The sequence below is a fragment of the Streptomyces sp. NPDC051217 genome (assembly GCF_044455465.1).
Lineage (GTDB): Bacteria > Actinomycetota > Actinomycetes > Streptomycetales > Streptomycetaceae > Streptomyces.
Map to the genome: position 1 here is coordinate 673416 of NZ_JBITEV010000002.1, position 25570 is coordinate 698985.

A 25570-nucleotide genomic window follows, 5' to 3' on the forward strand; every position below is an offset into this window, starting at 1 on the left:
TAACAACAGTCTGTTACCGGCAAGTAGAGGATGTCAACCTGCGGCAGGCTGATCTGCGGGGGTGGTGGCCTTGGTGTTACGTTGCCGTGGCGTCACGGAATCGCTCGGGCGGGGAGACACCCATGGGGACCACACAGCAGGCCGACCAGCACCGCTCAGCCCATCAGCGGCGCCGCCAACTCCTGGAGGCCGCCGACCGGGTCGTGCTGCGTGACGGACCGAAAGCCTCCATGAACGCGATCGCGGCGGAGGCCGGTATCACCAAGCCGATCCTCTACCGCCACTTCGGTGACAAGGGCGGGCTCTACCGCGCCCTGGCGAAGCGTCATACGGACGCGTTGCTCAGCGCGTTGAAGGCGGCGCTCGACGCGCCCGCCGACCGTCGCGAGCGGGTGGAGGCGACGCTCGACACCTATCTCGCGGCGATCGAGGCGCGCCCCCAGGTGTACCGGTTCCTGATGCATCCGGCCGAGGACAGCCAACTCCCCGAGCAGGGCTTCGACGTGGGCCGGCACTCGGCGCCGCTGCTGCGCCGACTCGGCGAGGAGCTGGCCATCGTCATCGAGGAACGGGTCGACCTCGGCCCCGAGAGCGCGCAGCTGGCCCGGGTCTGGGGCCATGGGATCGTCGGCATGATGCATGCCGCGGGTGACTGGTGGCTGGGCGAACGCCCTTGCTCCCGCGCCCAGTTGGTGAGCAGCCTGGCCGATCTGCTGTGGGGCAGGCTGTCGGCGGTGGCCGACCGGGCGGGCAGCCCCGGGCTCTGACACGTCCGACCGGAGGTACGGCGCGGCCCGGCGCTCAGCTCCAGGACGCGCGCCGCGCCGCCCGCAGCAGCCTGGCCCGGCGCAGGCCCGTCAGCCGGTCGGCGTAGACCAGCCCCTCCAGGTGGTCGCACTCGTGCTGGAGACAGCGCCCGAAGAACCCGGTGCCGTGGATCCGTACGGGCTCGCCGTCCACCGTCACGCCCTCCACCACCGCGTGGTCGAACCGCTCCGTGCCCGCTTCGAGGCCGGGCAGCGAGAGGCAGCCCTCGGGCCCTCGTACGGTGACCCCGTCCGCCTCCACCAGGCGGGGATTGACGACGTGTCCGAGATGGCGGACGTCCTCGTCGTCGGGGCAGTCGTACACGAACACCCGTAGCGGCACACCGATCTGGTTGGCCGCGAGACCGACCCCGCTCGCCCGGTACATCGTCGCGAACAGGTCCTCGACCAGCCGAGCGAGCTGCGGCCCGAAGTCCGTGACCGGCCCGCAGGGGGCGTGCAGGGTCGGGTCACCGAGCAGCCGCAGAGGGCGGACCCGTCCGGCGCTGCCGGGGATCGGCCGGTTTCGCATGGTCTCGACGCTCCGTCCCGGCCGACTGCCGGCGCACCGGCCGTCGGTGGGTGCCGTGTTCGATCGTCGCCGTCGCGCCAGGGTACGTCGTCGCCGGCGGGAGCGAGAGCCGTACGGGTGAGGGCTCCGCACCGGGAAGCACCGGCCCGAAGTCCGTGACGGGCGTGGCGGGTGGGTCGTCACGGTTACCTGAATGTGATGCGCCGCATGTCTGGTTTTCATCGCTCACCTGTGCCTAAAGTTGCGCCACCAAATTAATCTCAGAGTGAGAGGAATTGTGGCAACTACCTCGCTCCCCCGCACCTCCAACCGCAGCGCCGTGATCGCGGCCCTGCTGTCCGGCGCGGACATGGACCGTCAGCGGCTCATCGCGGACACCGGCCTGAGCCGGGCCACGGTGTTCCGCATCGTGGACGACCTGATGGCCGAGTCCCTCGCCCTGGAGGGTTTCCGGGTGCTCCGGGAAGGCCCCGGCAGACAGTCGACGTCCGTGAGTTTCAACCACCGCTCCGCTCTCGTCTGCGGAGTCGACCTCGGCGGCACCAACTGCCGTGTGGTGGTGGCGGACGCGCTGGGCCGCGCGATCATCAGGAGCCGGGACACCACGCCGCGCGACGCGACGGCGGACGAACTCGCCGCCTGGGTGGCCGGCCGGATCACCGATCTCGTCGACCGGCACGGCGACGGCGTACCCCTGCACACCGTCACGATCGGCCTGCCCGGTGTCGTCACCGGCGACGGACGGGCCGTCGTGGCGTCGCACAATCTCGGCCAGATCAAGGGCACCGGATTCATCGAGAAGGTCTCCGCCCTCGTGGGCGTGGAGACCGAGGTCGGCAACGACTCCAACCTCGCCCTGCGGGGCGAACTCCAGTACGGATCGCTGCCGGACCGGGAGACCGCCGTACTGCTCGCCATGGGCACCGGCCTCGGTTCCGCCGTCTCCATCGACGGACAGGTGCTGCTCAGCAGGACCGGTCTCCTCGGTGAGTTCGGCCGGCTCCCCCTGCCCGGCCGCGAGGAGCGGCTGCGCGATCTGCTGTCCGGGGCCGACCTGGTGGCGTACGCGCGCGGCAGAGGGGTGGACGTACCGACGGCGCGGGCGCTGTTCGCGGACCCGGAGGCGTATGCGCCGCTGCTGTCCGAGGTGCACGGCGCGCTGGCCCATCTCGTCACCATCGTCGCGCTCTCCTACGAGCCCGCCACGGTGGTCCTCACCGGCGGTTTCTCGGAGTCCTTCGACACCGCGCGCCTGGCCGCCATCAGCGACCAGGTCGCCGACACGGTCGGCGTCCGCAGCGTGGTGCGCCGAGCCGACCTCGGCGACTCGGCGGGCCTGCTCGGCTCGATGGCGACCTCGCTCGGCCGCCTCTACGACTCGCTGGGCGTCAGCGCGGAGGACGCGGCCTCCGTGGCCGTCGACCGCGATCTGATCATCCGCCGCCTCGCGGACTGTCCCACATCCCCTGCCGCCCCGGCGGCCGGCTCCGGCGCCGACGGCGGCGCTTCCGGCAACACCGACGCGACCTCCCGCACCACCCACGACGAGCAGATGGCAGAAGGGTGACAACGATGAATCGATCACGAACCCGGTGCGCACTGGCGGCACTTCCGGTCCTCGCGCTCACGCTCACGGCGTGCGGCGGTGGCGGGGTGGCGAAGTCCGACTCCGACAACAAGCTGACGATCTGGATGATGACCGGCGGGCCCGGCGACAACCCTCTGATCAAGGAGGCGACCGCCGAGTTCAAGAAGGACCATCCGGACATCGACGTCGACATCCAGATACAGCAGTGGGACGGTGTCGCGACCAAGATCACCACGGCGCTGGCCAGCGGCAACCCGCCGGACATCGTGGAGATGGGCAACACCCAGACCCCGCTCCAGACCTACTCCGGCGGCCTCGCCGATCTCACGGAGGACAAGAAGTCCTTCGAGGGCTCGGACGGCTGGCTGGACGGTCTCTCCGCCCCCTCCGAGTTCGACGGCAAGCTGTACGCCGTCCCGCTCTACGGCGGCACCAAAGTGGTTATGTACAACAAGAAGATGTTCGCGGACGCGGGCATCACCTCACCCCCGAAGACCCTCGCCGAACTCCAGGAGCACTGCGGCACGCTGGCGGAGTCGAACAAGGGGACGGCCAACTTCTCCGGCTTCTACCTGCCGGGCCAGTACTGGTTCAACGGCATGCCCTTCCTCTTCGCCAAGGGCGGCGAGGTCGCCTCGCAGAAGGACGGCAAGTGGAAGGCCGAGATGTCCTCGGCGGCCAACCAGTCCGGCCTCAAGGCGTGGAAGAACTTCCAGAACACCTGCTCCACCCCGTCCTCCCGCGGCGTCAACACCGACAGCCCCGACCAGGACCAGTTGTTCGCCGACGGCAAGGCCGCCATGGCGTACGTCAAGGCGTGGGAGCCGGCCGCCGTCATCGAGAAGAACCCGGAGATGAAGGAGAACATCGGCTTCTTCGCGATGCCGGGTTACGACGCGAACAGCACGATGCCCGTGATCGTCTCCGGGTCGACCATCGGTATCGCCGCGGGCAGCCCCGACCGGGACGCCGCCGAGGACTGGCTGCGGGTCGTCTCCGGCGAGAAGTTCCAGCAGCGGATGGCGCTGAAGCTCAATCTGCTGCCGATCTCCCCGGAGTTCACCCCGGCCGGCGTGCCCGAGCAGCTGACCGTCGCCTCGGGGGCCAGCAAGGTGAGCCGGCCGCTGCCCAACAGTCCCGGCGAAGCCACGCTGGAGACCGAGCGCTACAACGAACAGTTCTTCTCGAAGATCGCGAGCGGTGCGGACATCGCCTCGTCGTCCGCCGCGTACGACAAGCACGCGACGGAAGCCTTCAACTCGCTGAGCGACTGACACCCCTGGACGCCTGATGGCACTCACTGAGAAGCACCGTCCGGTGCGCGCCCCGGACAGGGACCGCCGCACCGGGCCACCGGGCCGGCGCGGTCCGGCACGGCGGTCCCGGATGCTGCCCTGGGCGATGATCGCCCCCGCGCTGGCCGCGCTCCTGCTGATCCAGGGTTATCCCCTGGTTCGGCTGCTGACCCTGTCGACGCAGGAGTTCGGCCCCCGCTCACTGTTCACCGGACAGTCGGACTTCATCGGCCTGGACAACTTCACCCGGATCTTCACGGACGCCGACTTCCTGGCGGTCCTGCTGCGGACGTTGGTGTTCACGCTGGTGTGCGTGACGCTGCTGATGGTGCTGGGATTCCTGATCTCGCACCTGCTGATGGGCATCTCGCCGTGGGCCCGCGTCGTCACCACCGTCTGTCTGGTGCTGGTGTGGGCGATGCCCATGGTGGCGGCGACGCTGGTCTGGCAGTGGATGTTCCAGCCGCAGTACGGCGTCGCCAACTGGCTGCTCACCCAGGCCCGGGTGTTCGGGGACATGTCGGTCTACGACTGGTTCTCGCATCCCACCCAGGCCCTGGGCCTGATCATCCTGCTGACCGTCTGGAAGGGGCTGCCGTTCGTCGCGCTGACCCTGTTCGCCGCCCGCGGCCAGATACCCGAGTCCCTGTACGAGGCGGCCCGCCTCGACGGTGCGGGGACCCTTCAGATGTTCCGCAACATCACCATTCCGATCATGCGGCCCGTCCTCGCGATCCTCACCATCCTCGAAGTGATCTGGTCGGTGAACTCGTTCACCCCGATCTGGGTGCTGACGCAGGGCGGTCCCGACGGGGCGACCACCACGCTCGGCGTGTACGCGTACATCACCGCGTTCAGCCGTAACGAGTACGGCAGCGGCGCGTCGGTCGCGGTGGTGACCGTGGTGATCCTCGCCCTGTTCTCCGTCGCCTACGTCCGCAGGCTGTCCCGGCAGGGAGATGTCGTATGAGAACCAGCAGACGGCGCGGCGTCAACAACACGATCGCGATGGCCGTGTCCGCCGTGATGGTGTTCCCCGTCTACTGGATGGTGGCCACCGCGCTCAAGGAGCGGTCGGACATCCTCAGTTCGGTACCGAAGTTCATTCCCTGGCCGGTCAGCCTGGAGAACTTCACCCGGGCGCTGGACAAGCCGGGCTTCTGGGTGTTCGTCCGCAACTCGCTGACGGTCACGCTCTCCTCGGTGGTCCTCTCGCTGATCATCTCGCTGTTCGCGGCGATCGCGATCGCACGGTTCCGCTTCGCCGGCCGCAAGGCGGTACTGACCATCCTGGTGCTGGTGCAGATGGTCCCGGCGGCGGCCATGGTCATCCCGGTGTATCTGATGCTCAGGTCCGTCGGCGGGCTGGACTTCCTGCCGGGCCTCGTCCTGACGTACATGACCTTCGTGCTGCCGTTCACGATCTGGACGCTGCGCGGATTCGTGGAGGGTGTTCCCGTAGAGCTGGAGGAGGCCGCGCTCGTCGACGGGTGCGGGCGGTTCCAGATGTACGTACGGGTTCTGCTGCCCCTGCTGATGCCGGGCATCGTGGCGACGTCGATCTTCGCCTTCGTCAACGCGTGGGACGACTACATCTTCGCCTACGTGATCATGAAATCTCAGGAGAACTACACGCTGCCGGTCTGGCTCGTGTCGTTCAAGACCTCGGAGAGCGTCGACTACGGCGCGATGATCGCGGCCTCGACGATCTTCTCCATCCCCGTACTCATCTTCTTCCTGCTGGTGCAGCGCCGCCTCGTGGGCGGCATGACCAGCGGCGCCGTCAAGGGCTGACCGGCCCCCGGCCCACACATCACACATCACCGCACGACGATCAACCGCAAGGTGAGGAATCGAATCATGACCGAGCTGTCCCGGCTCGCCCACGGCGTGCTGTTCCCCGCGCTCGGACGCAGGACCGTCCCCAGGTGGGCGCGCGCCCGGGTCGCCGAAGGACTCGGCGGCTTCGTCCTGTTCGGCAAGGACATCGCCTCCGCCGAACAGGTGCGGGAGCTGACCACGGCCCTGCACGGCCTCCGTGACCATGTGCTGCTCTCCGTCGACGAGGAGGGCGGCGACGTCAACAGGCTGGAGGACCACGGCGGTACGTCCGTACCGGGCAATCACGCCCTGGGCCGCCTCGACGATCCCGCCCGGACCCGTGAGTCCGCCTACCAGATCGGCCTCTCCCTGGTGGAGGCCGGCATCGACTGGGACCTGGCGCCCGCCGTCGACGCGGCCGTCAACCCCCTCTCCCCCAACGGCATCCGCACCTTCGGCGCCGACCGCGCGCTGGTCGCCAAGCACGCGGCCGCCTGGGTCGAGGGGCTCCAGGCGGCAGGGGTGAGCGCCTGCGCCAAGCACTTCCCCGGCCACGGTCTCAGCTCCACCGACGCCCACCTCGGCACGCCCACCGTGGACCTGTCCCGCGAGGAACTGGTGGACCACTACCTCGACCCGTTCCGCGCGGCCATCGCCGCCGGGGTCGACAGCATCATGGTGTCGCACGTCCACCTCAGCCGGCTGGACGACGTCCCGGCCACGATCAGCCCCGCCGTACTCACCGGTCTGCTCCGCGACGAGCTGGGCTTCGACGGCGTCGTGATCACCGACGCGCTGGAGATGCGCGGGATCGCCGACGTGGCGAGTCTGCCCGAGGCGGCCGTCCGGGCGATCGCCGCCGGCGCGGACGCCCTGTGCCTGGGCGCGTGGGCGTTCGGCGACGACGTGGACGCGGCGGCGGCCGCCCTGGTGGCCGCCGTGGAGGACGGCACCCTGCCCGAGGAGCGGCTGCGCGAGGCGAACGCCCGGCTCGCGAAGCTCGGCACCCGGCCGCGCGCCACCGGCGTCGCGCACGACGACACCGTCGGGGAGCAGCAGGCCCGCGACGTCCTGGAGGTACGGGGCGACGTGGCGCTCAAGGGAAAGCGGGCCCTGGTCGTACGGCTCGACCCGACACACTCGCCCGCGCAGGGCGGCGCCTCCTGGGGCGTGGAGGCGCCGCTGCGCGCGGCGGGCATCGACGTCGAGGCCCTCGCGGTGGCGGGTGACACCTACAACGCCGAGGGCATGATCAAGGCCGAAGTGGGCCTGTATCTCGACGAGTTCGGGCCGGACGCCGATGTGGTACTGCTGGTGCGCAGCTCGCACCGGTTCCCCTGGCAGCGGCCGGTCCTGGACGAGCTGCTGGAGCGCTACCCCGGCTGTGTCGTGGTCGACATGGGCGTGCCGGGCCACGACTTCGGCGGCTTCCGGGGCTGGGTCCGCACCTTCGGAGCCTCGCGCGTGTGCGCGCGAGCCGCGGTGGACGCGCTGCTGGACACGCGATGACGGCGGGCCGTCCGGTGCCAGGGTCTGGCGTTCGGATCAGGCCGGTTCAGGGAGCGCCCGCCGCGGCGGCGGCCGATGTCCCGGTGGGTGCCGTGGATCGCGAGGCGGAGGAGGGAGGCACGGCGGAGCCATGCCGACCGACGACGACGGAGGGGGCACCTCCCGTGCCCCCTCGGGGGCTACGGGGGAGCGCGTGCGTGCCGGGGACCGCGACCCCGGCAAGATCCGAACGACAGACCCCGGGGCCGGACGGTGCCGGTGGCGGGCGGCTGTTCACCGGCGGCAGGCTCGTCACGCCTGACGCCGGTGTCATGGACGGGTGGCTCCTCGTGCGGGACGGCCGTATCCACTCGATGGGTACGGGCGCCCCGCCCGGCGGGCGGGAGACCGTGGTGGACCTGGGCGGCCGGACGGTCGTGCCGGGGTTCGTGGACCCGCACTGCCACGGCGGCTCCGGGCACTCGGTCTACACAGGGGATCCCGCCGCTGTACGGGGGGCGGCGGCGGGTCATCTCGCGCGGGGAACGACCACGATGCTGGCGTCCGTCGCGACGGTCGAGCCGTCCGCGATGGAGAGGGCCGTACGCGCGGTCGCGTCGGTCATCGACGACGGGTCCGCGCCCAGTCTGGCGGGCATCCACTTCGAGGGCCCGTTCCTGTCGCCCCTGCGGCGCGGCGCGCAGACCCGCTCCGCGCTGCGCGACCCCGACCCCGGCCTGCTGGCGCGGCTGATCGACGCGGCGGGCGGGCACGCGGTGTCGATGACCGTGGCGCCGGAACTGCCCGGCGCGCCGGAGCTGATCCGGGATTACGCGGACACGCTGGTCTGCTGTCTGGGCCACACCGACGCGGACGCGGCCCGGTTCGCGCGGGCCACCGATCTCGGTGCCCGCGCGGTGACGCACCTGTTCAACGCGATGCCGCCGCTGCACCACCGGGAGCCGGGCCCGGTCGCCACCGCGCTGCTGGACCCGCGGCTGGTGTGCGAACTCGTCCTGGACGGGCACCATCTGGCCGACGACACCGTCCGGCTGGCCCACCGGGTCGCGGGCCCCGATCGGCTCGTGCTGGTCAGTGACGCGATGCCGGCGGCGGGGATGCCGGACGGGGAGTACGCCTTCGCGGACCGCGAGGTGACCGTGGCGGGCGGGGTGGCGAGGCTGCGCGGCACCGACACGCTCGCCGGGTCGACGCTGTTCGTCGCGGAGGCGTTCCGCCGAGCCGTGGCGACGGTGGGCATTCCGTTGGCGGACGCCGTACGGATGGCGTCCGGAACGGCCGCCCGGCTGCTCGGGCTGAGCGACCGGGGTGAGCTGCGGCCCGGCCTGCGGGCCGACCTGGTCGAGCTCGGCCCGGACCTGCGACCCGCCCGGGTGTGGCTGGGTGGTGTGGAGGTGGGGTGAACATCCGGCGCGATACCTGGCCCCCGGCGGGGATCTGACGGACCGTCGGGGGCCGGCTGACGCGTCGGGCCGGCCGGAGTGGTCCAGCACCGCCGCACGCGGCCCGGCTCCACGCCGTACGGCGGCCGGACCGGCGGGAACGGGGCCGTACCCCGCGCGCGCGGGGCACACCGCCGGCGGAAACGCGCAGCTCTCCGGGCCGGGAGCTGTCGCGCGGGGCCACCGGCCGCTCCCCGGCACGCCCTCCCGGCGGCTTCGTTCAGGCGTACGTGTGACAACGATCGGTCCCATCTCCGGTGCCGTGGTTCGGGCCTGTGCGCGTATCTCGATAGGCTGAGCCCGGACCGACGCGAGGAGGATCAAGGACGATGGCAGGCAACACGGACCCGCTGTCGCCACGGGCCAAGCTGGCCGTGACGGCAGGCAAGGCCGCAGCGGCGGTGTCGCGCGCTGCGGGGCGCGGCAGCGGATCGGTGATCGGCGGCAAGGTGGCGTTGCGGCTCGACCCGGATCTGCTGGCGGCTCTGGCGCAGCATCTGGACGTCGTGCTCGTGTCGGCGACGAACGGCAAGACGACCACGACACGCCTGATCGCCGAGGCCCTGCGGGCCAGCGGCCCCGTGGTGTCGAACGCGCTGGGCGCGAACATGCCGGCCGGCATCACCTCCGCCCTCGCCGGCGGCTCGGACGCCAAGTACGGCGTGATCGAGGTCGACGAGAAGTACCTCGCCGGGGTCGCGCGCGACACCACACCCAAGGCGATCGCCCTGCTCAATCTCTCCCGCGACCAGCTCGACCGCGCCGCCGAGACCCGCATGCTCGCCGAGCACTGGCGTGAGGGCCTGGCCGGCACGAAGGCCGTGGTCATCGCCAACGCCGACGACCCGCTGATCGTCTGGGCCGCCTCGTCGTCCCCCAACGTGGTCTGGGTCGCCGCCGGACAGGAGTGGAAGGACGACGCCTGGTCCTGCCCCGCCTGCGGCGGTGTGATGCAGCGGCCGGGCGACGACTGGTTCTGCGCTCAGTGCGGCTTCCGCCGGCCCGCGCCGAGCTGGGCGCTGCACGGCGACCACGTCCTGGACCCGCACGGCTCCGCCTGGCCGATCCACCTCCAGTTGCCCGGCCGCGCGAACCGCGCGAACGCCGCCACCTCCGCCGCCGTCGCCGCCACGTTCGGAGTGCCCCCGCAGGTCGCCCTGGAGCGGATGTACCAGGTGCAGGCCGTCGCGGGCCGGTACGACGTGGTGTCCTTCCTCGGCCGTGATCTGCGGCTGCTGCTGGCGAAGAACCCGGCGGGCTGGCTGGAGACGTTCTCCCTCATCGACCCGCCGCCCACGCCCGTCATCCTCGCGGTCAACGCCCGCGGCGCCGACGGCACGGACACCTCCTGGCTGTGGGACGTCGACTACACCCGGCTGGCCGGTCACCCGATCTTCGTCATCGGCGACCGCAAGCTGGACCTGGCCGTGCGGCTGGAGGTCGCGGGTCTGGACTTCCGGGTGTGCGCGACCGCCGACGAGGCCGTGCAGATGGCGCCCCCCGGACGCATCGAGGCGATCGCGAACTACACGTCCTTCCAGGACCTGCGCCGCCGCGTCGGCAACTGAGACAGATGAAGTCCGAGAGGGACGAGCGAAGAATGAGCGACAACAGTCTGCGGCTGGTCTGGATCTACCCGGACCTGCTGAGCACCTACGGCGACCAGGGCAACGCGCTGGTGGTGGAGCGCCGCGCCCGGCAGCGGGGTCTCGACGTCACGCGCGTGGACGTCCGCAGCGACCAGGCCGTACCGACCTCCGGCGACATCTATCTCATCGGCGGCGGCGAGGACCGGCCGCAGCGGCTGGCCGCCGAGCGGCTGCGCCGTGACGGCGGTCTCAACCGGGCGGTGTCCAACGGCGCGATCGTGTTCTCGGTCTGCGCCGGCTACCAGATCCTGGGCCACGAGTTCGTCAACGACCTGGGCGAGCGCGAGGGTGGTCTCGGACTGCTCGACGTGATCTCCACCCGTGGCGAGGGCGAGCGCTGTGTCGGAGACGTACTGGGCGACATCGACCCGCATCTCGGGCTGCCGCCGCTGACCGGTTTCGAGAACCACCAGGGCATCACCCATCTCGGACCGAGCGCCCGGCCGTTCGCGCGGGTCTCGCTCGGCCGGGGCAACGGCACGGGTGACGGCACGGAGGGCGCGTACAACGACACGGTGTTCGGTACGTACATGCACGGCCCGGTCCTGGCCCGGAACCCGCTGATCGCCGATCTGCTGCTGAAGCTGGCGCTCGACGTCAACGCGCTGCCGCCGGCCGACGACCGGTGGTACGACGCTCTGCGCGCCGAGCGGATCGCCGCCGCGACGCAGCCGGCCTGACGCCTTCCGTTCAACCGAGGGGTGTCCAGCAGTCGGACGCCTGGTTCGGCCCCGCCACTCCGCGCCGGTAGGGTGGCGGGGATTCAGCCGGACGACGTGGTCCGGCCGTCGGCCCACGTTGCAAAGGTTCTCCGGGCAATGCGAATTGGTGTGCTCACCTCCGGCGGCGACTGCCCCGGTCTCAATGCGGTGATCCGGTCCGTGGTGCACCGCGCCGTCGTCGACCACGGTGACGAGGTCATCGGCTTCCACGACGGCTGGAAGGGTCTGCTGGAGTGCGACTACCGCAAGCTCGACCTCGACGCGGTCGGCGGCATCCTGGCCCGTGGCGGCACGATCCTCGGCTCCTCCCGGGTCCAGCCCGCGCACTTGCGTGACGGCGTGGAGCGCGCGAAGGGGCATGTGGCCGACCTGGGTCTCGACGCGATCATCCCGATCGGCGGTGAGGGCACGCTCAAGGCCGCCAACCTGCTCTCCGAGGCGGGGCTGCCGATCGTCGGCGTACCGAAGACCATCGACAACGACATCTCCTCCACGGATGTGACCTTCGGCTTCGACACCGCCGTCGGTGTCGCCACGGAGGCGCTGGACCGGCTGAAGACCACCGCCGAGTCGCACCAGCGCGTGCTGATCGTCGAGGTCATGGGGCGGCAGACGGGCTGGATCGCGCTGCACTCGGGCATGGCCGCCGGTGCGCACGCCATCGTCGTCCCGGAGCGGCCCTTCGACATCGGGGAGCTGACCGAGCTGGTCGGCAAGCGGTTCTCGGCGGGCAAGCGGTTCGCGATCGTGGTGGTCGCCGAGGGCGCCAAGCCCCGCGAGGGCTCGATGGAGTTCGACGTCGGCGGCAAGGACATCTACGGTCACGAGCGCTTCGCGGGCGTCGCCAGGCAGCTCTCCGTCGAGCTGGAGGAGCGCCTGGGCAAGGAGGCGCGGCCGGTGATCCTGGGCCACGTGCAGCGCGGTGGGACGCCGACGGCGTACGACCGGGTGCTGGCGACGCGCTTCGGCTGGCACGCGGTGGAGGCGGCGCACCGCGGCGAGTTCGGCATGATGACGGCGCTGCGCGGTACGGACATCCGGATGGTGCCGCTCGCGGAGGCCGTCGAGACGCTGAAGACGGTGCCGGCGGAGCGCTACGCCGAGGCGGAGTGCGTGCTCTGAGGCGCTGATCCCCCGCCTCGCCGGCTGAACCGCCCATATTCGTACGAGGAACCGCCCCCGGCCGCGAACGGCGCCGGGGGCGGTTCTAGTCTGGTTCCGGGTGCGGACACATCGCACCATTCGGGATCGTCGCAGCGGGAGAGCACGTATGGATCACGGCGGGCACGGCACGACGATGGATCTGCCGCCGTTCACGCTGGGCCGCGCGCTGGAGTTCTCGCCCGACGCCTTCTTCCTTGTCGGGTGTCTGCTGGCGCTCGCGCTGTACGGCTGGGGCGTCCTGCGGCTGCGCGCGCGGGGCGACAGCTGGTCGCCGGGCCGCACCATCCCCTTCGTGCTCGGCGTGCTGAGTGTGGCCCTGGTGATGTGCACCGCCCTGAACGACTACGGCATGGTCATGTTCAGCGTGCACATGGTGCAGCACATGGTGATCAGCATGGTCTCCCCGATCCTGCTGCTGCTGGGCGCGCCGGTGACCCTGGCGCTACGGGCACTGCCGGTCGCGGGCCGGGGCCGCAAGGGGCCGCGTGAGCTGTTGCTGGCGCTGCTGCACAGCCGGTTCCTGCGATTCGTGTCGCATCCCGCCTTCACGATCCCGCTGTTCATCGCGAGCCTCTACGGTCTCTACTTCACCTCACTCTTCGACTTCCTCATGGAGTCGAAGCCGGGGCACATCGCGATGATGGTGCACTTCCTCTCCGTCGGCCTGATCTTCTTCTGGCCGATCATGGGGGTGGACCCGGGGCCGCACCGGCCCGGCCATCTGATGCGGATGCTGGAGCTGTTCGCCGGGATGCCGTTCCACGCGTTCTTCGGGATCGCGCTGATGATGGCGAGCGAGCCGATGGTGCGGGCGTACGAGAACCCCCCGGCGTCCCTGGGCATCGACGCGCTCTCCGACCAGAACGCCGCCGGCGGCATCGCCTGGGCGTTCAGCGAGATCCCGTCCGTCCTTGTGCTGATCGCGCTGGTGTACCAGTGGTACCGGTCCGACCAGCGCCAGGCGAAGCGCTCGGACCGGGCCGCCGACCGGGACGGTGACAAGGAGCTGGCCGCGTACAACGCCTACCTCGCGTCGTTGCAGGCACGCGGACAGTAGCGCGGAACCCCCCTTTCGGGTGACGATGGTCCTTACGGCCACGATCACGGCCGGGAGGAGGACGGCCATGTCCGGATCCGGATCCACGAAGACGATGGGGATCATCACCGTCGGCGCGCTGGTGGTCGTGACGGCCTACACGGCGGCGCTGGGGAGCAGCGGCTGGCTCTGGTTCGGGTGGGTGGTACTGGTGCTGGTGACGCTCGCGATGGTCGCCGCGCGCGGCAACTGACGCGGGTTCGGCGGCGCTCGGCCGTTCGCGGTCAGTCGTTCGCGGTCAGTCGGCGGCCGGTGAGAGACCCGGCTCCGGTGTCCGCGTCTCGTCCAGGTTGTTCTCCACCCAGGCACGCAACTGACCGAGCGGCACGGCGACTCCACGCCCCAGCCGCGTCAGTTCGTACTCGACGTGGAGCGGGACGGCCGGGTAGACGGTGCGGTCCACGAAGCCGTGGTCCGCCAGTCGGCGCAGGGTGCTCGTGAGCACCTTGGGGCTGACTCCCTGGAGCCGCCGCTGGAGCGCGCCGAAGCGCTGCGGGCCCTCTTCGAGGGCGCCGATGGCGAGGGCGGCCCATTTGTTGGCCAGCAGGCCGAGGACGTCCCGGCAGGGGCACTGTGCGGCGTAGACGTCGTGCTTGTCGTGCCGCCCCGTCGTACAGGGGTGAGCCATGGGATCCGCCTCCGCTGCCGTGCCGCGCACCCGCGCCACCGAACTGGACACTTCCCTTTGGATAGTAGTGTCCCTTGCGGGAAAGCAGTACCCGGGGAGTACTTTCGCGGTGTCGAAGATCCACCGACCGGGGCCGCGTCCTCCGCGCTCCCCCGGCACGCACTCTTTCAGGAGACCTGACCGACATGAGCAGTGAGCCGACGATGCGCGCGATCACCCAGGACTCCCTCGGGGGGCCCGAGGTGCTGCGTCTGACCGACCGTCCGCGGCCCCGCCCGGTCCCGACCGAGGTGCTGGTACGGGTGCACGCGGCCGGCGTGAACCCGGTCGACTGGAAGTCGCGCGAGAGCGGCGGAATGGGTGGTCTTCTCGGCGCACCCCCGTTCGTCCTGGGCTGGGACGTGTCCGGTGTGGTGGAGGAGGTCGGCTTCGGTGTGCACACGCTGAAGGTGGGCGACGAGGTGTACGGGATGCCGTGGTTCCCGCGTCCGGCCTCCGCGTACGCCGAGTATGTGACGGCGCCCTCACGGCAGTTCGCGCTCAAGCCCCGCACGCTCGACCACAACACGGCAGCCGCCGTGCCGCTCGCCGGACTGACGGCCTGGCAGTCGCTGGTGGACGCGGCCCACGTGGAGGCGGGGCAGCGGGTGCTGATCCACGCGGCGGCGGGCGGCGTGGGCCATCTGGCGGTGCAGATCGCGAAGCACCTCGGGGCGCATGTCATCGGGACGGCGAGCGCGGCGAAGCACGACTGGCTGCGCGAGCTGGGCGCGGACGAGGTCGTGGACTACACCCGGGTCCGCTTCGAGAAGGCCGTGAGCGACGTCGACGTCGTCATCGACCTGGTGGGCGAGGGGCACGACGCGACGACCAGCCGCTCGCTGGAGACCCTGCGGCCCGGCGGCACGATCGTCGCCGTGCCGTCCGGCGTCGCGCCGGAACTGCTCGACAGCGCCCGTGCGCGGGGGCTGAACGCGACCGCCTTCCTGGTGGAGCCGGACGGCGTCTCCCTCGCCCGGATCGCCGGGCTGATCGACGAGGGCGCGGTGCGCGTCGAGGTGGAGGGCGTCCTGCCGCTGGCGGACGCGGCCGAGGCACACCGACGGGTCCAGGAGGGACGCACGCGCGGGAAGCTCGTGCTGAGCGTGACGTCCTGACGGATCGTCAGCGCAACAGTGGCAGCTTGCCGACGAGCTCGCCGATCCTGTTGCGCGGGCCGACGAGGCCGACCGCGAGGTAGGTCAGATCCTCGCGCCTGGTACCGGCGAGCAGGCCGAGGTACTCGTCGTAGATCCGGGACGTCTGGGCGGGCTCCGGCATGTCGACCACGAAGACGTCCCCCTTGGCGGTCGCCTTCTCCCGCAGGGCGTGGAGGGTGACGGCGTCGGCGGACAGGACGGAACAGCCCGCCCAGGGCAGTCCCGGGTGCACCTGGCCCGAGCCGTCCCGGCCGTCGGCGCCGAGCAGGTCCGGCAGGGCCCGGCCGACGGCGGCGGCCATACAGGCAGCCGCGTTCACCGCACGCCCGGCGGGCAGGGACTCGTCGATGACGACGACCCACTTGAGCGGGGCCTGGCGGGTGGAGAGGCCGGTCGTCGCGTCCGTGCGGAGCTGAGAGATGTCGTTCTGAACGGTCATGCCTCGAAACGGTAGGCAGCCATGCGTACGATGGGGAGTTCCGGCGCACTTCGTACGGCTGAGAGACAGAAACGTGGAACTTGATGCGCTCGACTGGGCCCTGATGCGGGAGCTCCAGCACGATGCACGGCAGACCAACCGCGATCTCGCGGCCAGGACCGGCGTCTCGCCTTCCACCTCGCTGGAGCGGGTCAAGATCCTTCGTGAGCGGGGGGTGATCGACGGGTTCCACGCCGCGCTCGATCTGGAGGCGGTAGGCCGCCCCGTACAGGCGCTGATCTCCGTGCGGATCAGGCCGCCGTCCCGGCCCGTCATCGAGGGGTTCCGCGAATGGGCGGCGGGGCTGCCGGAGACCATCGGGCTGTTCGTGACATCGGGCCCGCACGACTTCCTCCTGCATGTGGCGGTCCCCGACGTCGACGGACTGTACGCCTTCGTCATCGACCGTCTCACCGAGCGCCGCGAGGTCGCGGACGTGCAGACGACGATGGTCTACGAGCACGTCCAGTCGCGGTCGATCTCGCGGCCCGCCGAGGAGCCCCGCCGACGGGGCTCCGGACGACGGCGACCGGCATAGCTCAGCCGGCCCGGGGCGACAAGTCCGGGGCGGCCATTTTGAAAATGGGAACCATTATCGTACGGTGTGGCCATGGCACACAACGAACTCCGTCCGGTCATCAAGCTCCGCTCCACGGCGGGCACCGGCCACACGTATGTCACCCGCAAGAACCGCCGCAGCGACGCGGACCGTATGGTCCTGCGCAAGTACGACCCGATCGCCCGTCGGCACGTCGACTTCCGCGAAGAGCGCTGATCGCCGTACCGGCTCCCCCATCGCCAGGCGTCGGGCGGACTCTTCCGAGCCCGCCCGACACCCGCCGAGGGCAGGAAGCCCGTCACGTCAGTTGGTGGTGTCCACCTTCGCCGGTGCCTGTCCGTTCACATTCGGCGCCTGGTCCCGGGTCTGATCGGCCGGTGCCCGGGTCGAACCGTTGTGATGCTGGAGCGAGTTGAGGATGGTCATGCCCTGGCCGACCAGCCCGGCCGCCATCTCGTTGACCCCGTCGGTGCCGTTGAGGACGGTGAGGTTGGAGTCCGCCAGGCCCTTCGCCGCCGCGTCGGCGAGCTCCGGGAGCACCTCCACGACACGGTTGGCCGCGAGAAGCTCCTGGTTCCCGTCCCGCAGCGAGAGGGCGCGCGCGGTGTTCGCGTCGGCCTGCGCCTGTGCGAGCGTCCGCTGGCGGTACGCCTCCGCGTCCGCCGGTCGCCTGACCTCCGCCTCCAGCCGCTGGGCGGCCAGCATCGCCTGCCGCTCCGCCAGTGCCGTCTGCTCCTCGATGACGTCCTGCGAGGCCTTCGCCTGAGCGAGCGGACCGGCCTGGGAGGCACGCGCCCGCACCTGCTCGGTCTCCGCCTGGAAGCCGGCCCGCTTGATCGAGGTGTCCCTCTCGTACTCGGCCTTCAGCGCCTCCGCCTGCTGCTCGCGCTCGGCGGCCTCCTGATCGGCCCTCGCCGCGGCGATACGGGCCTGGCTCGCGACAGCCGCGGCGTGCGGCGCCGCCAGGTTGTTGATGTAGCCGGTGGCGTCCTCGATCTCCTGGATCTGGAGGGCGTCCACCACGATGCCGAGCTTCTCCATCTCGCTGTGGCTGGCCGCCTTCACCTCCTGGGCGACCCGGTCCCGCTCCCGGATGATCTGCTCGACGGTCAGTCCACCGATGATGGACCGCAGGTGACCGGCGAAGATCCGGCCCACGAGCTCCTCCATCCGGTCCTGTTCGGCGAGGAAGCGCCGCGCCGCGTTGGCGATCGACACCGCGTCGTCACCGACCTTGAAGACGGTCACCGCGCGTACGGTCAGCCGGATGCCCTGCTGGGTGACACAGTCCTCGGCTATCTCCGCCTCCCGCAACGCCAGGGAGAGCATGCGGGCCTTCTGCTTGATGGGAAGAACGAAACTGCCGTGACCGGTGACTATCCGGAACTGGGTGTCCTGGACCTGCCGTTTGGAACCGGAGATGAGCATCGCCTCGTTCGGTGCTGGAACGCGCCAGAACAACATGAGCGAACTCCTGTCCTCACTACACACTCACACTCACACGCCGTGATCGGCCTCCGGTGGAATTCCTGCTTCAGTCGGGAAGGGGCTCCACCATCACCGAGCGGGCCGAGACGCGGTCGGTCACCAGCACCCGGACGTTGGTGGCGATCGGCCGGTCGCACCAGGCCGCGTAGGCTTCTGAACCGCCGCGTACGGCCACCAGTACTTCTCCGGGGCCGTCCGGCGGGATCGGGACCGTGATGCGTCCGACCGCTCCCACCGGGCTCTGCGCAGAGTCATCTGTGACGGACATGAATCGTTGCCCTCACCTCCAGCGCTCAGCACGCCCCCGGTAATCTCAGGCTACTCCGGGGGCGTGCGGACGGCCGGTCAAGGATGTGTCAATGGACGGCCGGCCGGAGCGGCGGACCGGTGATCCGGGTCAGTACATGCGTCTGCTCCGGGGACGGAAGATCAGCAGATACGCCGTGGCCACGACGGCGACCGCCTCGACCGCGACGGTGGCCTGCTTCTCGCCGAACCAGATCGGTTCGTACATGTTCGGGAACGGTCCGAGGACGCCGACGTCCACGTACCGGTACACGAGCAGGAGCGCGAGTCCGCCCGCCGCCACCGCCCAGGCGAAGGCGTCGCCCAGGAACCGGCGCCAGACGAGGACGAGCAGCGCGGCCAGCGCGGAGAGGCCCGCCTCGATCCGGAACAGATCGCCCTGGCTGATGTCCTCGCTGATGCCGTCGTACTGGGGCGCGAGATCCGCGTGGTAATACGCGTCGAGGGCCAGGGCCGCCGCCGCGAGCACCCGGACCACACCCCGCACGATGCGGCCGGCACCGCCCCGGCGCCGGGGCGCGGCGTGTGCGGCGGTGGGCTGTGATGACATGGAGGTCTCCATTCGCGCCCCCGGGACGGAGCCGCCTGCCGGGCTCACCTGACGGTGAGCGTGCCCTTCATGAACGGGTGGATCGTGCAGTCCCAGGGGAACTCCCCCGCCTTCGCCGGCGCGGTGACGGTGGCGCTCTTGCCGGGCGCGATGTCGCCGGTGTCGAAGGAGGCACCCTTGGTCGCCGTCAGGGTGTGCGTGGTCGAGTCGTCGTTGACCACGGTGATCCTCGCCCCGGGCGCGACGGTCAGGGAGGCCGGCCGGAACGTGAAGTTGTCGATGGTGACCCGCGTCCCGCCCGTGGACGGGCGGGTGGCCGACTTCGTCGCGCTGTCGCCGCCTTCTCCGCCGTCTTCGCCGTCCGAACATCCGACGAGGGTTGTCAGAGCGAGGGCGCAGGCGGCGACGGCAACGGCGAACCGAGCCCGGCCGGTGGGGAACGAGAACGGCATGATGTCTCCGAGCGGTTGTGGACCGGAGCTACCGACGATCAGTAACCGCCACCGTTGCTGTTCCCCGAGTTCTTGGTGATCTTCTTGCCGTTGGGGCCCATGACGTACCACTTGGCGCCGAAGGCGTTGAGTCCCTGCCCGTTGGTCTGGCCGGCCTTCGTGTCATCGGCGAAGCGGTACAGCGGGCGTCCGTTGTAGGTCACCTGCATGCTGCCGTCGTCGCGCTTCGTTGTCTTCAGCAGATCGGCCCTGAGCCCGCTGCCGGCGGCCGGCTTCGACTTGACGGTGTACGGCGGCCACTGCTGGGCGCACGCGCCGTTGCACATCGACTTGTTCTTGGTGTCCTTGTCGAACTCGTAGAGCGACATGCCCTTGTTGTCGACGAGCATCCTGCCGAGGGAGCTGTTGTTCTTGACGTCGACGGTCGGCGCCGCGGACGACGACACCGCCGGGACCACCTCTGCCTCACGGCTGTCGGCCTGGTTGCTGCCGGTGTCCGTGTCGCCGGCGCTGCCATTGTCGCCACCGCCGTCCGAGCAGCCGGCCGCCGCGGTGGCGAGCAGCAGGGCGGAGGCCAGTGCGGTGACTGTCCTGGTGTGCCGTCTCATCAGGAACTCCTCGATCGTCGGCCGCCCGGCCGGGCAGCACACGGCCCGCCCGATCGGGGCCGCTCGCCCCAAGTGCACAGCAGGGCCGACGGACCGGCCACCTGGGCTGAGCCGTCGGAGTGCGGCCCGGACGGGACCGAGGAGTACCGAGGAGTCGGGGTGGGGACGGGGCGTCCCGAGCCCGTTCGGTCAGGCTTCCTCGAAGTAGGCGTCGAGCACCGCGTCGAGGTCGGCCGTCCATTTCTTGAGGCTGCTCCGGGAGGGTGCGTCGACCTCCGACTGGTAGCGACGGCGCCCGGTGGTGTGCAGGGTGACGGTGAACCGGCGAGTGAATCTGGGGGTCTCGATCTCCACGGCGCCGATCTCGTCCCAGCCGAACTCCGCCTCGGTCTCGTCGAGCCGGAGGCGGACACCGGTGCGGTCGGCCGTCATCGAGGCGCGGCGGTCGCTGACGTCGAAGACAGGACCGTCCTTGTCGGCGTCGAGGTCGTCCGAGGCGTCCTTGCTGAAGGAGACAGCCCCGTCCGCGTCGTCCGCGTCGTCCGCCTTGTCGCCGGTCTCCGCGTCGGGCGTCGCACCGGCCCCGGAGCCGGCCTCCGTTCCGGCCTTCGCGTCGGTCGATTCGGGGTCGTCGGCGGCCGCTGCCCGGGAGGCCCCGGCCCCTTCGGTCAGCTCTTCGGCCGTCTCCTCGTCGGCGGCCTCCCGAGGAACGTCCTTGGCGGCGTCGTCAGCCTCCTCTACGAGGCGGGGTGCCATGAGCCCAGGGATGTATCCGGGATCGGTCCCCGCGGCGGGTACGGGCTGGATTATCGGATCGATGCGCTCCACGGCTGGCAGTATGGCCGATAAACCTGTGCGAGGAACACTCGGTAGGCGCAGGACCCCCCAATTACGGTGAATGTGACGAGCCGCATGCCTCTTGAGGGCGAGTACCGGCCCATTCCCGACAAAGACCCCGCCAATGCGCGTCGGGCATGCCGGCCGGTACGCCGAGGTCGCGTCCGGACTCCCGTGCGGATCTCCAAGACGGCACCGTACGGCGGGACCTGACGGCTCGTGAGGTGCGCGACGAGGCCCCGGCACCCCCGGCCGGGGGGTATGGGCGGGGCCCGGGGATCGAGACTCGCGTCCATGTGTTGAGGCACCGACGGCGCGCGATTCGACCTGGGCGCGAGCCGGCCCGTACGGATACGCCCCCTACTCACCCCCTATTTATTCACCCCTATTTTCCGACCCCTATTTCGGTTCCAGTTGAGGCCGCGGCCCATCCTGACGGGCGGGTTCCGGTCTGGGGGAGCGAAGGGCGGAGGCCGGTCCCTGACCGGTCTCGCGGCGCTGCCGCGGCTGCCCGACCCGGTGGCGGAGGCCGGACCCGACAGTCCACCTGCGGGGCGCTGTTCGAGGGTGCGGAACTCGGCGAGTTCCACAACGGCCATGCGCTATGTTTTCACCGCAGGAGCGCCCTTGCCCGAACGGGCCGCCTCGTCGCCCGCAAGTACCCGCACGTGACCGGTATCCCCTGACCGGTGTGGACTATGGCGCGAGGGAAAAGGCGTACCTATTGTTTTTCAACAGCAAGGTAAACAGCTCAGCCGCGCGCTGCTCGCGCCCCCGTGCGCCTGCTATCTTAATTTCGCGCCACGCAGCTCCCGTCGGCCCCGCGCCCACCGCACTATCCGTGGCAAACGGAATGCCGGAGACCGGGCAGTTCACCGACCAGGGGCATGCGGTCTGGGCACCTTAAGGCCGACAGCCGTTCATCCCGTGCGCCCAAAGGGTCCGTCTGCCGCACGCTTCGATCCGTCATCATCTTGCAAGAAAAGCGCGCCGGGATGTCCGAACCCGAGGCAGGTCGATTTGCCAAGGGGGCATGATCGGCGCGTTTGTGCGCGTGGTGCGCCGGCCGCGCGCCGCCCGGTGTCCACCGGGACCGCACAGCCAGAACCCAGGACCTGGGACCGACCGTCCAGCCACCCCCACCAGGGTGTTCGCACCGTCGTCGCGCATCCGTGGTGTGATAGGCGCCGCACGGTCACCGCACAGGCAACGGTGGATTACGGCGTCCTCAACTCCGTTCCCCGCAACCGGCGTCGGCCGTCCCGCGGCTCCGCCCGGCTCCTGTCGGCCCCGCCGCGGCGGCCTCCGCACGTGCGCACCGGGGGCCGCGTCGCGGCTGCGCCGCTCGGGCCGTACGAACTCACCGGTAACACCGAGTTCACCTATCCGGGTGATGAACACGTCACGACCGGAACCCTTCGCGTATGGATTCCGTCTTGGTCGCCGGGGCCAGATCATCGCTGGTCTTCGGGTTTTGGCCGAAAGCAAGCCGACGCGCTTGAATCGACGACAGTACGTTTTTTGGTAACCGCGACCGACGGTGAGGACCGTATCGTAGTACAGGCGCCCCGTGAAGCGGCCGACTCCAGGCGTCGGCACCCTCGCAATTCGCCCCGTACGGCACCAGACCAGGCTCCGCGGGCCCTCGAAAGTTCCCCTACGAGCCGGTAATCGCCGCTGAGGTTACTAGGAGATTTCGCACAGCGGCTCTTACCACTCCCTAGCGCGACAGCGATTATCCTATCGCCGGGTGGTGACCGAATACGGTCACCATGCTTCTCATATTGACGACTGGGTTCCGTTTCCGGCTGCGCCGGAAACGGAGTCCAGGTGCACGACCAAAAGGTGTAAACAGGGGGGGAAGGCTCGTAGTGTTGAAGGAACGGGACAAGATACTCGAACAGCTCGACGATCTGCTGATCCAGTCCACGCGAGGCAGGGGGGCCATCGCCGCGATCAGTGGTTCGACCGCGGTCGGGAAGACCACGACACTCAACGCGCTCGCGGAGCGGGCGACTTCGGCGGGCAGCACGGTGCTCAGCGTGGTGAGTTCGCCCCACGAGCGCGAGGTGCCGTACAGCGCGCTCGCGCAGCTGCTGCACTCGATCGAAGCTCAGTGCGTCGCCACCGAAGGTCCGGGCAACGGAGGCCCGGGGAGCCTCCGTACCGGCAGGCAGGCTGATGTGGCGGCCGCGCTCGCGCCGCCCGGGACACACGACGATCCACTCACCGTCGCTCGGCGGACCTACCAGGTCATCGCCGAACTGACCACCTGGCGTCCCGTGCTCATCACCGTGGACGACATCCAGCACACCGACACGGCCACCCTGACCTGCCTGCGCCACCTGGCGCAGCGGCTCACCCAGCTCTCGCTCACGCTCGTCTTCACGCACGGGGTCTCCGTCGACGAGCAGCCGGCTCGCATCCTGGACGACCTCCTGTACCGGACCAGCGCGCGCCACTTCCATCTGGAGCCGCTCTCGCGCGTGGACCTGATGGGGCTGGCCGCGAGCCGGCTCCCGGTCCTGCCCTCGGACCGGCTCATCGTGGAGATCCACCGGCTGAGCGGCGGCAATCCGCTGCTCGCGCTGGCGCTCATCGAGGAGCACCGGCTGCGCGCCGCGTCCGAGTCCGTCCCTGGGCCGGTCCCCCAGCAGACGACCGAGGGTCCCGGCCGCCAGACGACCACCGAGGGTGGAGCGTCGATCGGCCCCGTCTTCTACCAGGCGGTCCTCGCCTATCTGCACCGGCTCGGTCCGCGCGCGGTCCGTCTCGCCCGGTGCGTCGCCCTGCTGGACGAGTCGACCACACCCCTTCTGCTGAGCCGCTTGAGCGGCATCGACCCCGAACTGCTGAAACGTTATGTACGGCTGTTCACCAGCATGGGCGTGCTGGACGGCGCGCGGCTGCGGCACGCGGGCGTACGGCAAGCGGTCCTCGGTGAGATGCCGCACGGCGAGGCGACCCAGCAGCGGTATCGCGCCGCCTGCCTGCTGAACGAGGGCGGGGCGCCGCCGCAAGCCGTCGCCATGCACCTGCTCAGCGTCGGTCCGCTGCACGACGGATGGGTGCTGCCCGTACTACAGGAGGCCGCCTCCCACGCCATGGAGGACGGGGACGTACCGCAGGGCATCCGGTATCTGGAGCTGGCCTGCGAGTGCTCCTCGGACGAGGGACAGCGTCTGTCGGCGAAGTCGCTCTACGCGTACGGCCAGTGGCAGCTCAGACCCTCCGAGTCCGGCCCGCACTTCCGCGCGCTCAAGGGCCCCATCCTCGAAGGGAAGCTCGCGGGCAACGACGCCCTGTGGGTCGCCGAGGGGATGCTGTTCCACCTCAACTTCGACGAGGCCCTGGAAGTCATCGACCACATCAACACCGGCGACGAGGAGCTGTCGAACGCACTCCACAGCACCCGGATGCTCATGGCCGCGGAGGTGCCCGGCCTGCTCGAACGGCTGAGCCGCCCGCTCCCGGCGACGACCGCCCCGGCGACGTCCCACGCGGAATTAAGAGCACGCCACGCCCTCGCCCTCGTCCTGGAGAACGGCGCCGACAAGTACGCCATCGCGCTGGCGGAGCAGGTGTTCCAGGGCAGCCAGAGCCGGCCGACATCGAGGCTCAGCGGCCTGCCGAAGGCACTGCTGGCCCTGTGCTACGCGGATCAACTCGACTCCGCCGCGACGTGGTACGAGCTGATCGCGGCCGAGATGGAAGGCCATGACGCCCCCGGCTGGCGCGCCCAGATCGAAAGCGTCGGAGCGCTCCTGTCGCTGCGGCGCGGACGTCTGGCGGACGCCGTACGCCAGGCGGAGACCGCCTACGCCCGGCTGTCCGGGCCGAGGTGGAACGTCAGCAGCGCGCTGGCGCTGACCGTACTCGTCGAGGCCCACACAGCCATGGGCAACCACCAGGCCGCGGCCAAGCACTTGGCGGCCGAGCCGCCGCCCGCGCTGTTCCTCACCCGCGCGGGGCTGCACTACCTTTACGCGCGCGGCCGTCACCACCTCGCGACCGGCAACACCTATCTCGCCCTGTCGGACTTCCAGGAGTGCGGCACGCTGATGCGGCGCTGGAACATCGACTCCCCCTCCCTGGCGCCCTGGCGGCTCGGAGAGGCCGAGGTGTGGCTGCGGCTGGGCGACCGGGAGCAGGCGGCCCGGCTCATCGAGAAGCAGCTCACCAATCCCGACACCGGGCTCACACGCTCGCGAGGGATGACCCTGCACACCCTGGCGCTGGTCCAGGCGACCGCCAAGCAGCCGCCGATCCTGCGCGACGCCTTCCGGCTGCTGGAGGCGAGCGGGGCGCGTTACGAGGCCGCCGCCGTGCTGGCCGATCTCAGCCGCGCCTACCAGCAGTTGGGCGACAAGCGGGCGCGGCCGACCGCGCGGCGGGCGTGGCGGCTCGCCAAGAGCTGCCAGGCGGAGTCCCTCTGCCAGGCCCTGCTGCCGACGTCCATGCCGCAGAGCATGGAGACGAGGCCGGCCGAGGGGTCCCGCGGCCCCGAGCGCGTGGCGCAGGACAGCTTCGGCACCCTCAGCGAGTCCGAACGACGCGTCGCGATGCTGGCCGCCCAGGGGTACGCCAACCGTGAGATCGCCGAGAGGCTGTTCATCACGGTCAGCACCGTGGAGCAGCATCTGACCCGCGTCTACCGCAAGATGGGCATCAGGAACCGCGAGCAGCTCCTCCAGGGAGCGCACGCGGTCAGCTACGAGTCCGTCTGATCCTTACCATCCCCGCAAGGGGCCCCGTCCGCCTGCCCGTTCTCCAACGGGCAGGCGGACTTCTGTCTGTACGGAGGGCCGAGAGGGGGACGGTTTCCAGGGGTACCCCTGCCA

Annotated in this window: 25 protein-coding genes; 16 read left to right on the forward strand and 9 right to left on the reverse strand. The window is 70.4% G+C overall.

All coding sequences use genetic code 11. The features are described 5' to 3' along the window. Positions 1–122: 122 nt before the first annotated feature. On the forward strand, positions 123–767 hold the full coding sequence (locus ACIBBB_RS08075) for a TetR family transcriptional regulator (RefSeq protein ID WP_329390915.1): 645 nt from the start codon (positions 123–125) through the stop codon (positions 765–767). A gap of 34 nt (positions 768–801) precedes the next feature. Here the strand turns inward: ACIBBB_RS08075 and def are convergent, their stop codons facing one another. Further along, positions 802–1338: a peptide deformylase gene (gene def / locus ACIBBB_RS08080; RefSeq protein WP_398979947.1), complete on the reverse strand. Its 537-nt coding sequence runs from the start codon at positions 1336–1338 to the stop codon at positions 802–804. A gap of 277 nt (positions 1339–1615) precedes the next feature. Here def and ACIBBB_RS08085 point away from each other — a divergent pair, with 277 nt between their 5' ends. The 11 genes from ACIBBB_RS08085 (at position 1616) to ACIBBB_RS08135 (ending at position 13817) form a co-directional block, all read left to right on the forward strand. Next, positions 1616–2905: an ROK family protein gene (locus ACIBBB_RS08085; RefSeq protein WP_398979949.1), complete on the forward strand. Its 1290-nt coding sequence runs from the start codon at positions 1616–1618 to the stop codon at positions 2903–2905. Between the two features lie 5 nt (positions 2906–2910). Continuing rightward, positions 2911–4200 (forward strand): extracellular solute-binding protein, encoded by a 1290-nt coding sequence (locus ACIBBB_RS08090; RefSeq protein ID WP_398979951.1) that lies wholly within the window; start codon positions 2911–2913, stop codon positions 4198–4200. 16 nt (positions 4201–4216) lie between these two features. Continuing rightward, the gene (locus ACIBBB_RS08095; RefSeq protein WP_398979953.1) at positions 4217–5191 is read left to right on the forward strand and encodes a carbohydrate ABC transporter permease; all 975 of its coding nucleotides are present in this window, start codon (positions 4217–4219) and stop codon (positions 5189–5191) included. Next, complete coding sequence (locus ACIBBB_RS08100) at positions 5188–6015, forward strand: carbohydrate ABC transporter permease (RefSeq protein ID WP_398979955.1); 828 nt, start codon at positions 5188–5190, stop codon at positions 6013–6015. The genes ACIBBB_RS08095 and ACIBBB_RS08100 overlap by 4 nt, the downstream gene beginning before the upstream one ends. Before the next feature lie 66 nt (positions 6016–6081). After that, positions 6082–7551 (forward strand): glycoside hydrolase family 3 protein, encoded by a 1470-nt coding sequence (locus ACIBBB_RS08105; protein ID WP_398979957.1) that lies wholly within the window; start codon positions 6082–6084, stop codon positions 7549–7551. A 197-nt stretch (positions 7552–7748) separates the two neighbouring features. Then, positions 7749–8954 carry an N-acetylglucosamine-6-phosphate deacetylase gene (gene nagA, locus ACIBBB_RS08110; protein WP_398979959.1) on the forward strand — a complete coding sequence of 402 codons (1206 nt, stop codon included), beginning with the start codon at positions 7749–7751 and terminating at the stop codon, positions 8952–8954. Between the two features lie 368 nt (positions 8955–9322). Further along, on the forward strand, positions 9323–10561 hold the full coding sequence (locus tag ACIBBB_RS08115) for a MurT ligase domain-containing protein (protein ID WP_398979961.1): 1239 nt from the start codon (positions 9323–9325) through the stop codon (positions 10559–10561). 32 nt (positions 10562–10593) lie between these two features. After that, positions 10594–11322: a type 1 glutamine amidotransferase gene (locus ACIBBB_RS08120; RefSeq protein WP_398979963.1), complete on the forward strand. Its 729-nt coding sequence runs from the start codon at positions 10594–10596 to the stop codon at positions 11320–11322. Between the two features lie 138 nt (positions 11323–11460). Continuing rightward, complete coding sequence (locus ACIBBB_RS08125; RefSeq protein WP_398979966.1) at positions 11461–12486, forward strand: 6-phosphofructokinase; 1026 nt, start codon at positions 11461–11463, stop codon at positions 12484–12486. Positions 12487–12634: 148 nt separating this feature from the next. Further along, positions 12635–13585 (forward strand): cytochrome c oxidase assembly protein, encoded by a 951-nt coding sequence (locus ACIBBB_RS08130; protein ID WP_398979967.1) that lies wholly within the window; start codon positions 12635–12637, stop codon positions 13583–13585. Positions 13586–13652: 67 nt separating this feature from the next. Then, positions 13653–13817, forward strand: a complete 165-nt coding sequence (locus ACIBBB_RS08135; RefSeq protein WP_189109423.1) for a hypothetical protein — start codon at positions 13653–13655, stop codon at positions 13815–13817. 45 nt (positions 13818–13862) lie between these two features. Here ACIBBB_RS08135 and ACIBBB_RS08140 read toward each other — a convergent pair whose 3' ends face one another. Continuing rightward, positions 13863–14303 carry a winged helix-turn-helix transcriptional regulator gene (locus ACIBBB_RS08140; protein WP_398979969.1) on the reverse strand — a complete coding sequence of 147 codons (441 nt, stop codon included), beginning with the start codon at positions 14301–14303 and terminating at the stop codon, positions 13863–13865. Between the two features lie 134 nt (positions 14304–14437). Here ACIBBB_RS08140 and ACIBBB_RS08145 point away from each other — a divergent pair, with 134 nt between their 5' ends. Then, a complete protein-coding gene (locus ACIBBB_RS08145; RefSeq protein WP_398979971.1) occupies positions 14438–15409 on the forward strand; it encodes an NADP-dependent oxidoreductase in 972 nt (323 codons plus the stop codon). A gap of 7 nt (positions 15410–15416) precedes the next feature. On the opposite strand, the gene ACIBBB_RS08150 is transcribed toward ACIBBB_RS08145, so the two are convergent. Beyond that, entirely contained in the window at positions 15417–15890 is a 474-nt protein-coding gene (locus tag ACIBBB_RS08150; protein ID WP_398979973.1) for a DUF2000 domain-containing protein, read from the reverse strand. A 73-nt stretch (positions 15891–15963) separates the two neighbouring features. Between ACIBBB_RS08150 and ACIBBB_RS08155 the strand changes: the two genes are divergently transcribed. Both ACIBBB_RS08155 and rpmG read left to right on the forward strand, forming a co-directional pair. Beyond that, the gene (locus ACIBBB_RS08155; RefSeq protein ID WP_398979975.1) at positions 15964–16467 is read left to right on the forward strand and encodes an Lrp/AsnC family transcriptional regulator; all 504 of its coding nucleotides are present in this window, start codon (positions 15964–15966) and stop codon (positions 16465–16467) included. A 72-nt stretch (positions 16468–16539) separates the two neighbouring features. After that, positions 16540–16704 (forward strand): 50S ribosomal protein L33, encoded by a 165-nt coding sequence (gene rpmG / locus ACIBBB_RS08160; RefSeq protein WP_398979977.1) that lies wholly within the window; start codon positions 16540–16542, stop codon positions 16702–16704. 87 nt (positions 16705–16791) lie between these two features. Here rpmG and ACIBBB_RS08165 read toward each other — a convergent pair whose 3' ends face one another. From ACIBBB_RS08165 to ACIBBB_RS08190, 6 genes are all read right to left on the reverse strand, one after another. Continuing rightward, on the reverse strand, positions 16792–17952 hold the full coding sequence (locus ACIBBB_RS08165) for an SPFH domain-containing protein (protein ID WP_398979979.1): 1161 nt from the start codon (positions 17950–17952) through the stop codon (positions 16792–16794). Between the two features lie 70 nt (positions 17953–18022). Then, positions 18023–18244, reverse strand: a complete 222-nt coding sequence (locus ACIBBB_RS08170) for a hypothetical protein (protein WP_189109429.1) — start codon at positions 18242–18244, stop codon at positions 18023–18025. A gap of 129 nt (positions 18245–18373) precedes the next feature. Beyond that, complete coding sequence (locus ACIBBB_RS08175) at positions 18374–18832, reverse strand: hypothetical protein (protein WP_398979982.1); 459 nt, start codon at positions 18830–18832, stop codon at positions 18374–18376. A gap of 44 nt (positions 18833–18876) precedes the next feature. Continuing rightward, on the reverse strand, positions 18877–19284 hold the full coding sequence (locus tag ACIBBB_RS08180; RefSeq protein ID WP_398979984.1) for a cupredoxin domain-containing protein: 408 nt from the start codon (positions 19282–19284) through the stop codon (positions 18877–18879). A gap of 38 nt (positions 19285–19322) precedes the next feature. Then, complete coding sequence (locus ACIBBB_RS08185) at positions 19323–19892, reverse strand: hypothetical protein (protein ID WP_398979986.1); 570 nt, start codon at positions 19890–19892, stop codon at positions 19323–19325. Positions 19893–20081: 189 nt separating this feature from the next. Further along, positions 20082–20720 (reverse strand): hypothetical protein, encoded by a 639-nt coding sequence (locus ACIBBB_RS08190; protein WP_398979988.1) that lies wholly within the window; start codon positions 20718–20720, stop codon positions 20082–20084. Positions 20721–22600: 1880 nt separating this feature from the next. Between ACIBBB_RS08190 and ACIBBB_RS08195 the strand changes: the two genes are divergently transcribed. Further along, the gene (locus ACIBBB_RS08195; RefSeq protein WP_398979990.1) at positions 22601–25456 is read left to right on the forward strand and encodes an AAA family ATPase; all 2856 of its coding nucleotides are present in this window, start codon (positions 22601–22603) and stop codon (positions 25454–25456) included. Positions 25457–25570 lie beyond the last annotated feature (114 nt).

What these genes read in the sequence shown, in the direction of transcription:
- ACIBBB_RS08075 (WP_329390915.1), top strand. Translation starts at nt 123, where the DNA reads ATGGGGACCACACAGCAGGCCGACCAGCACCGCTCAGCCCATCAGCGG.
- def (WP_398979947.1), bottom strand. Translation starts at nt 1,338, where the DNA reads ATGCGAAACCGGCCGATCCCCGGCAGCGCCGGACGGGTCCGCCCTCTG.
- ACIBBB_RS08090 (WP_398979951.1), top strand. Translation starts at nt 2,911, where the DNA reads ATGAATCGATCACGAACCCGGTGCGCACTGGCGGCACTTCCGGTCCTC.
- ACIBBB_RS08095 (WP_398979953.1), top strand. Translation starts at nt 4,217, where the DNA reads ATGGCACTCACTGAGAAGCACCGTCCGGTGCGCGCCCCGGACAGGGAC.
- ACIBBB_RS08100 (WP_398979955.1), top strand. Translation starts at nt 5,188, where the DNA reads ATGAGAACCAGCAGACGGCGCGGCGTCAACAACACGATCGCGATGGCC.
- ACIBBB_RS08105 (WP_398979957.1), top strand. Translation starts at nt 6,082, where the DNA reads ATGACCGAGCTGTCCCGGCTCGCCCACGGCGTGCTGTTCCCCGCGCTC.
- ACIBBB_RS08115 (WP_398979961.1), top strand. Translation starts at nt 9,323, where the DNA reads ATGGCAGGCAACACGGACCCGCTGTCGCCACGGGCCAAGCTGGCCGTG.
- ACIBBB_RS08120 (WP_398979963.1), top strand. Translation starts at nt 10,594, where the DNA reads ATGAGCGACAACAGTCTGCGGCTGGTCTGGATCTACCCGGACCTGCTG.
- ACIBBB_RS08125 (WP_398979966.1), top strand. Translation starts at nt 11,461, where the DNA reads ATGCGAATTGGTGTGCTCACCTCCGGCGGCGACTGCCCCGGTCTCAAT.
- ACIBBB_RS08130 (WP_398979967.1), top strand. Translation starts at nt 12,635, where the DNA reads ATGGATCACGGCGGGCACGGCACGACGATGGATCTGCCGCCGTTCACG.
- ACIBBB_RS08135 (WP_189109423.1), top strand. Translation starts at nt 13,653, where the DNA reads ATGTCCGGATCCGGATCCACGAAGACGATGGGGATCATCACCGTCGGC.
- ACIBBB_RS08145 (WP_398979971.1), top strand. Translation starts at nt 14,438, where the DNA reads ATGAGCAGTGAGCCGACGATGCGCGCGATCACCCAGGACTCCCTCGGG.
- ACIBBB_RS08150 (WP_398979973.1), bottom strand. Translation starts at nt 15,890, where the DNA reads ATGACCGTTCAGAACGACATCTCTCAGCTCCGCACGGACGCGACGACC.
- rpmG (WP_398979977.1), top strand. Translation starts at nt 16,540, where the DNA reads ATGGCACACAACGAACTCCGTCCGGTCATCAAGCTCCGCTCCACGGCG.
- ACIBBB_RS08165 (WP_398979979.1), bottom strand. Translation starts at nt 17,952, where the DNA reads ATGTTGTTCTGGCGCGTTCCAGCACCGAACGAGGCGATGCTCATCTCC.
- ACIBBB_RS08170 (WP_189109429.1), bottom strand. Translation starts at nt 18,244, where the DNA reads ATGTCCGTCACAGATGACTCTGCGCAGAGCCCGGTGGGAGCGGTCGGA.
- ACIBBB_RS08175 (WP_398979982.1), bottom strand. Translation starts at nt 18,832, where the DNA reads ATGTCATCACAGCCCACCGCCGCACACGCCGCGCCCCGGCGCCGGGGC.
- ACIBBB_RS08180 (WP_398979984.1), bottom strand. Translation starts at nt 19,284, where the DNA reads ATGCCGTTCTCGTTCCCCACCGGCCGGGCTCGGTTCGCCGTTGCCGTC.
- ACIBBB_RS08185 (WP_398979986.1), bottom strand. Translation starts at nt 19,892, where the DNA reads ATGAGACGGCACACCAGGACAGTCACCGCACTGGCCTCCGCCCTGCTG.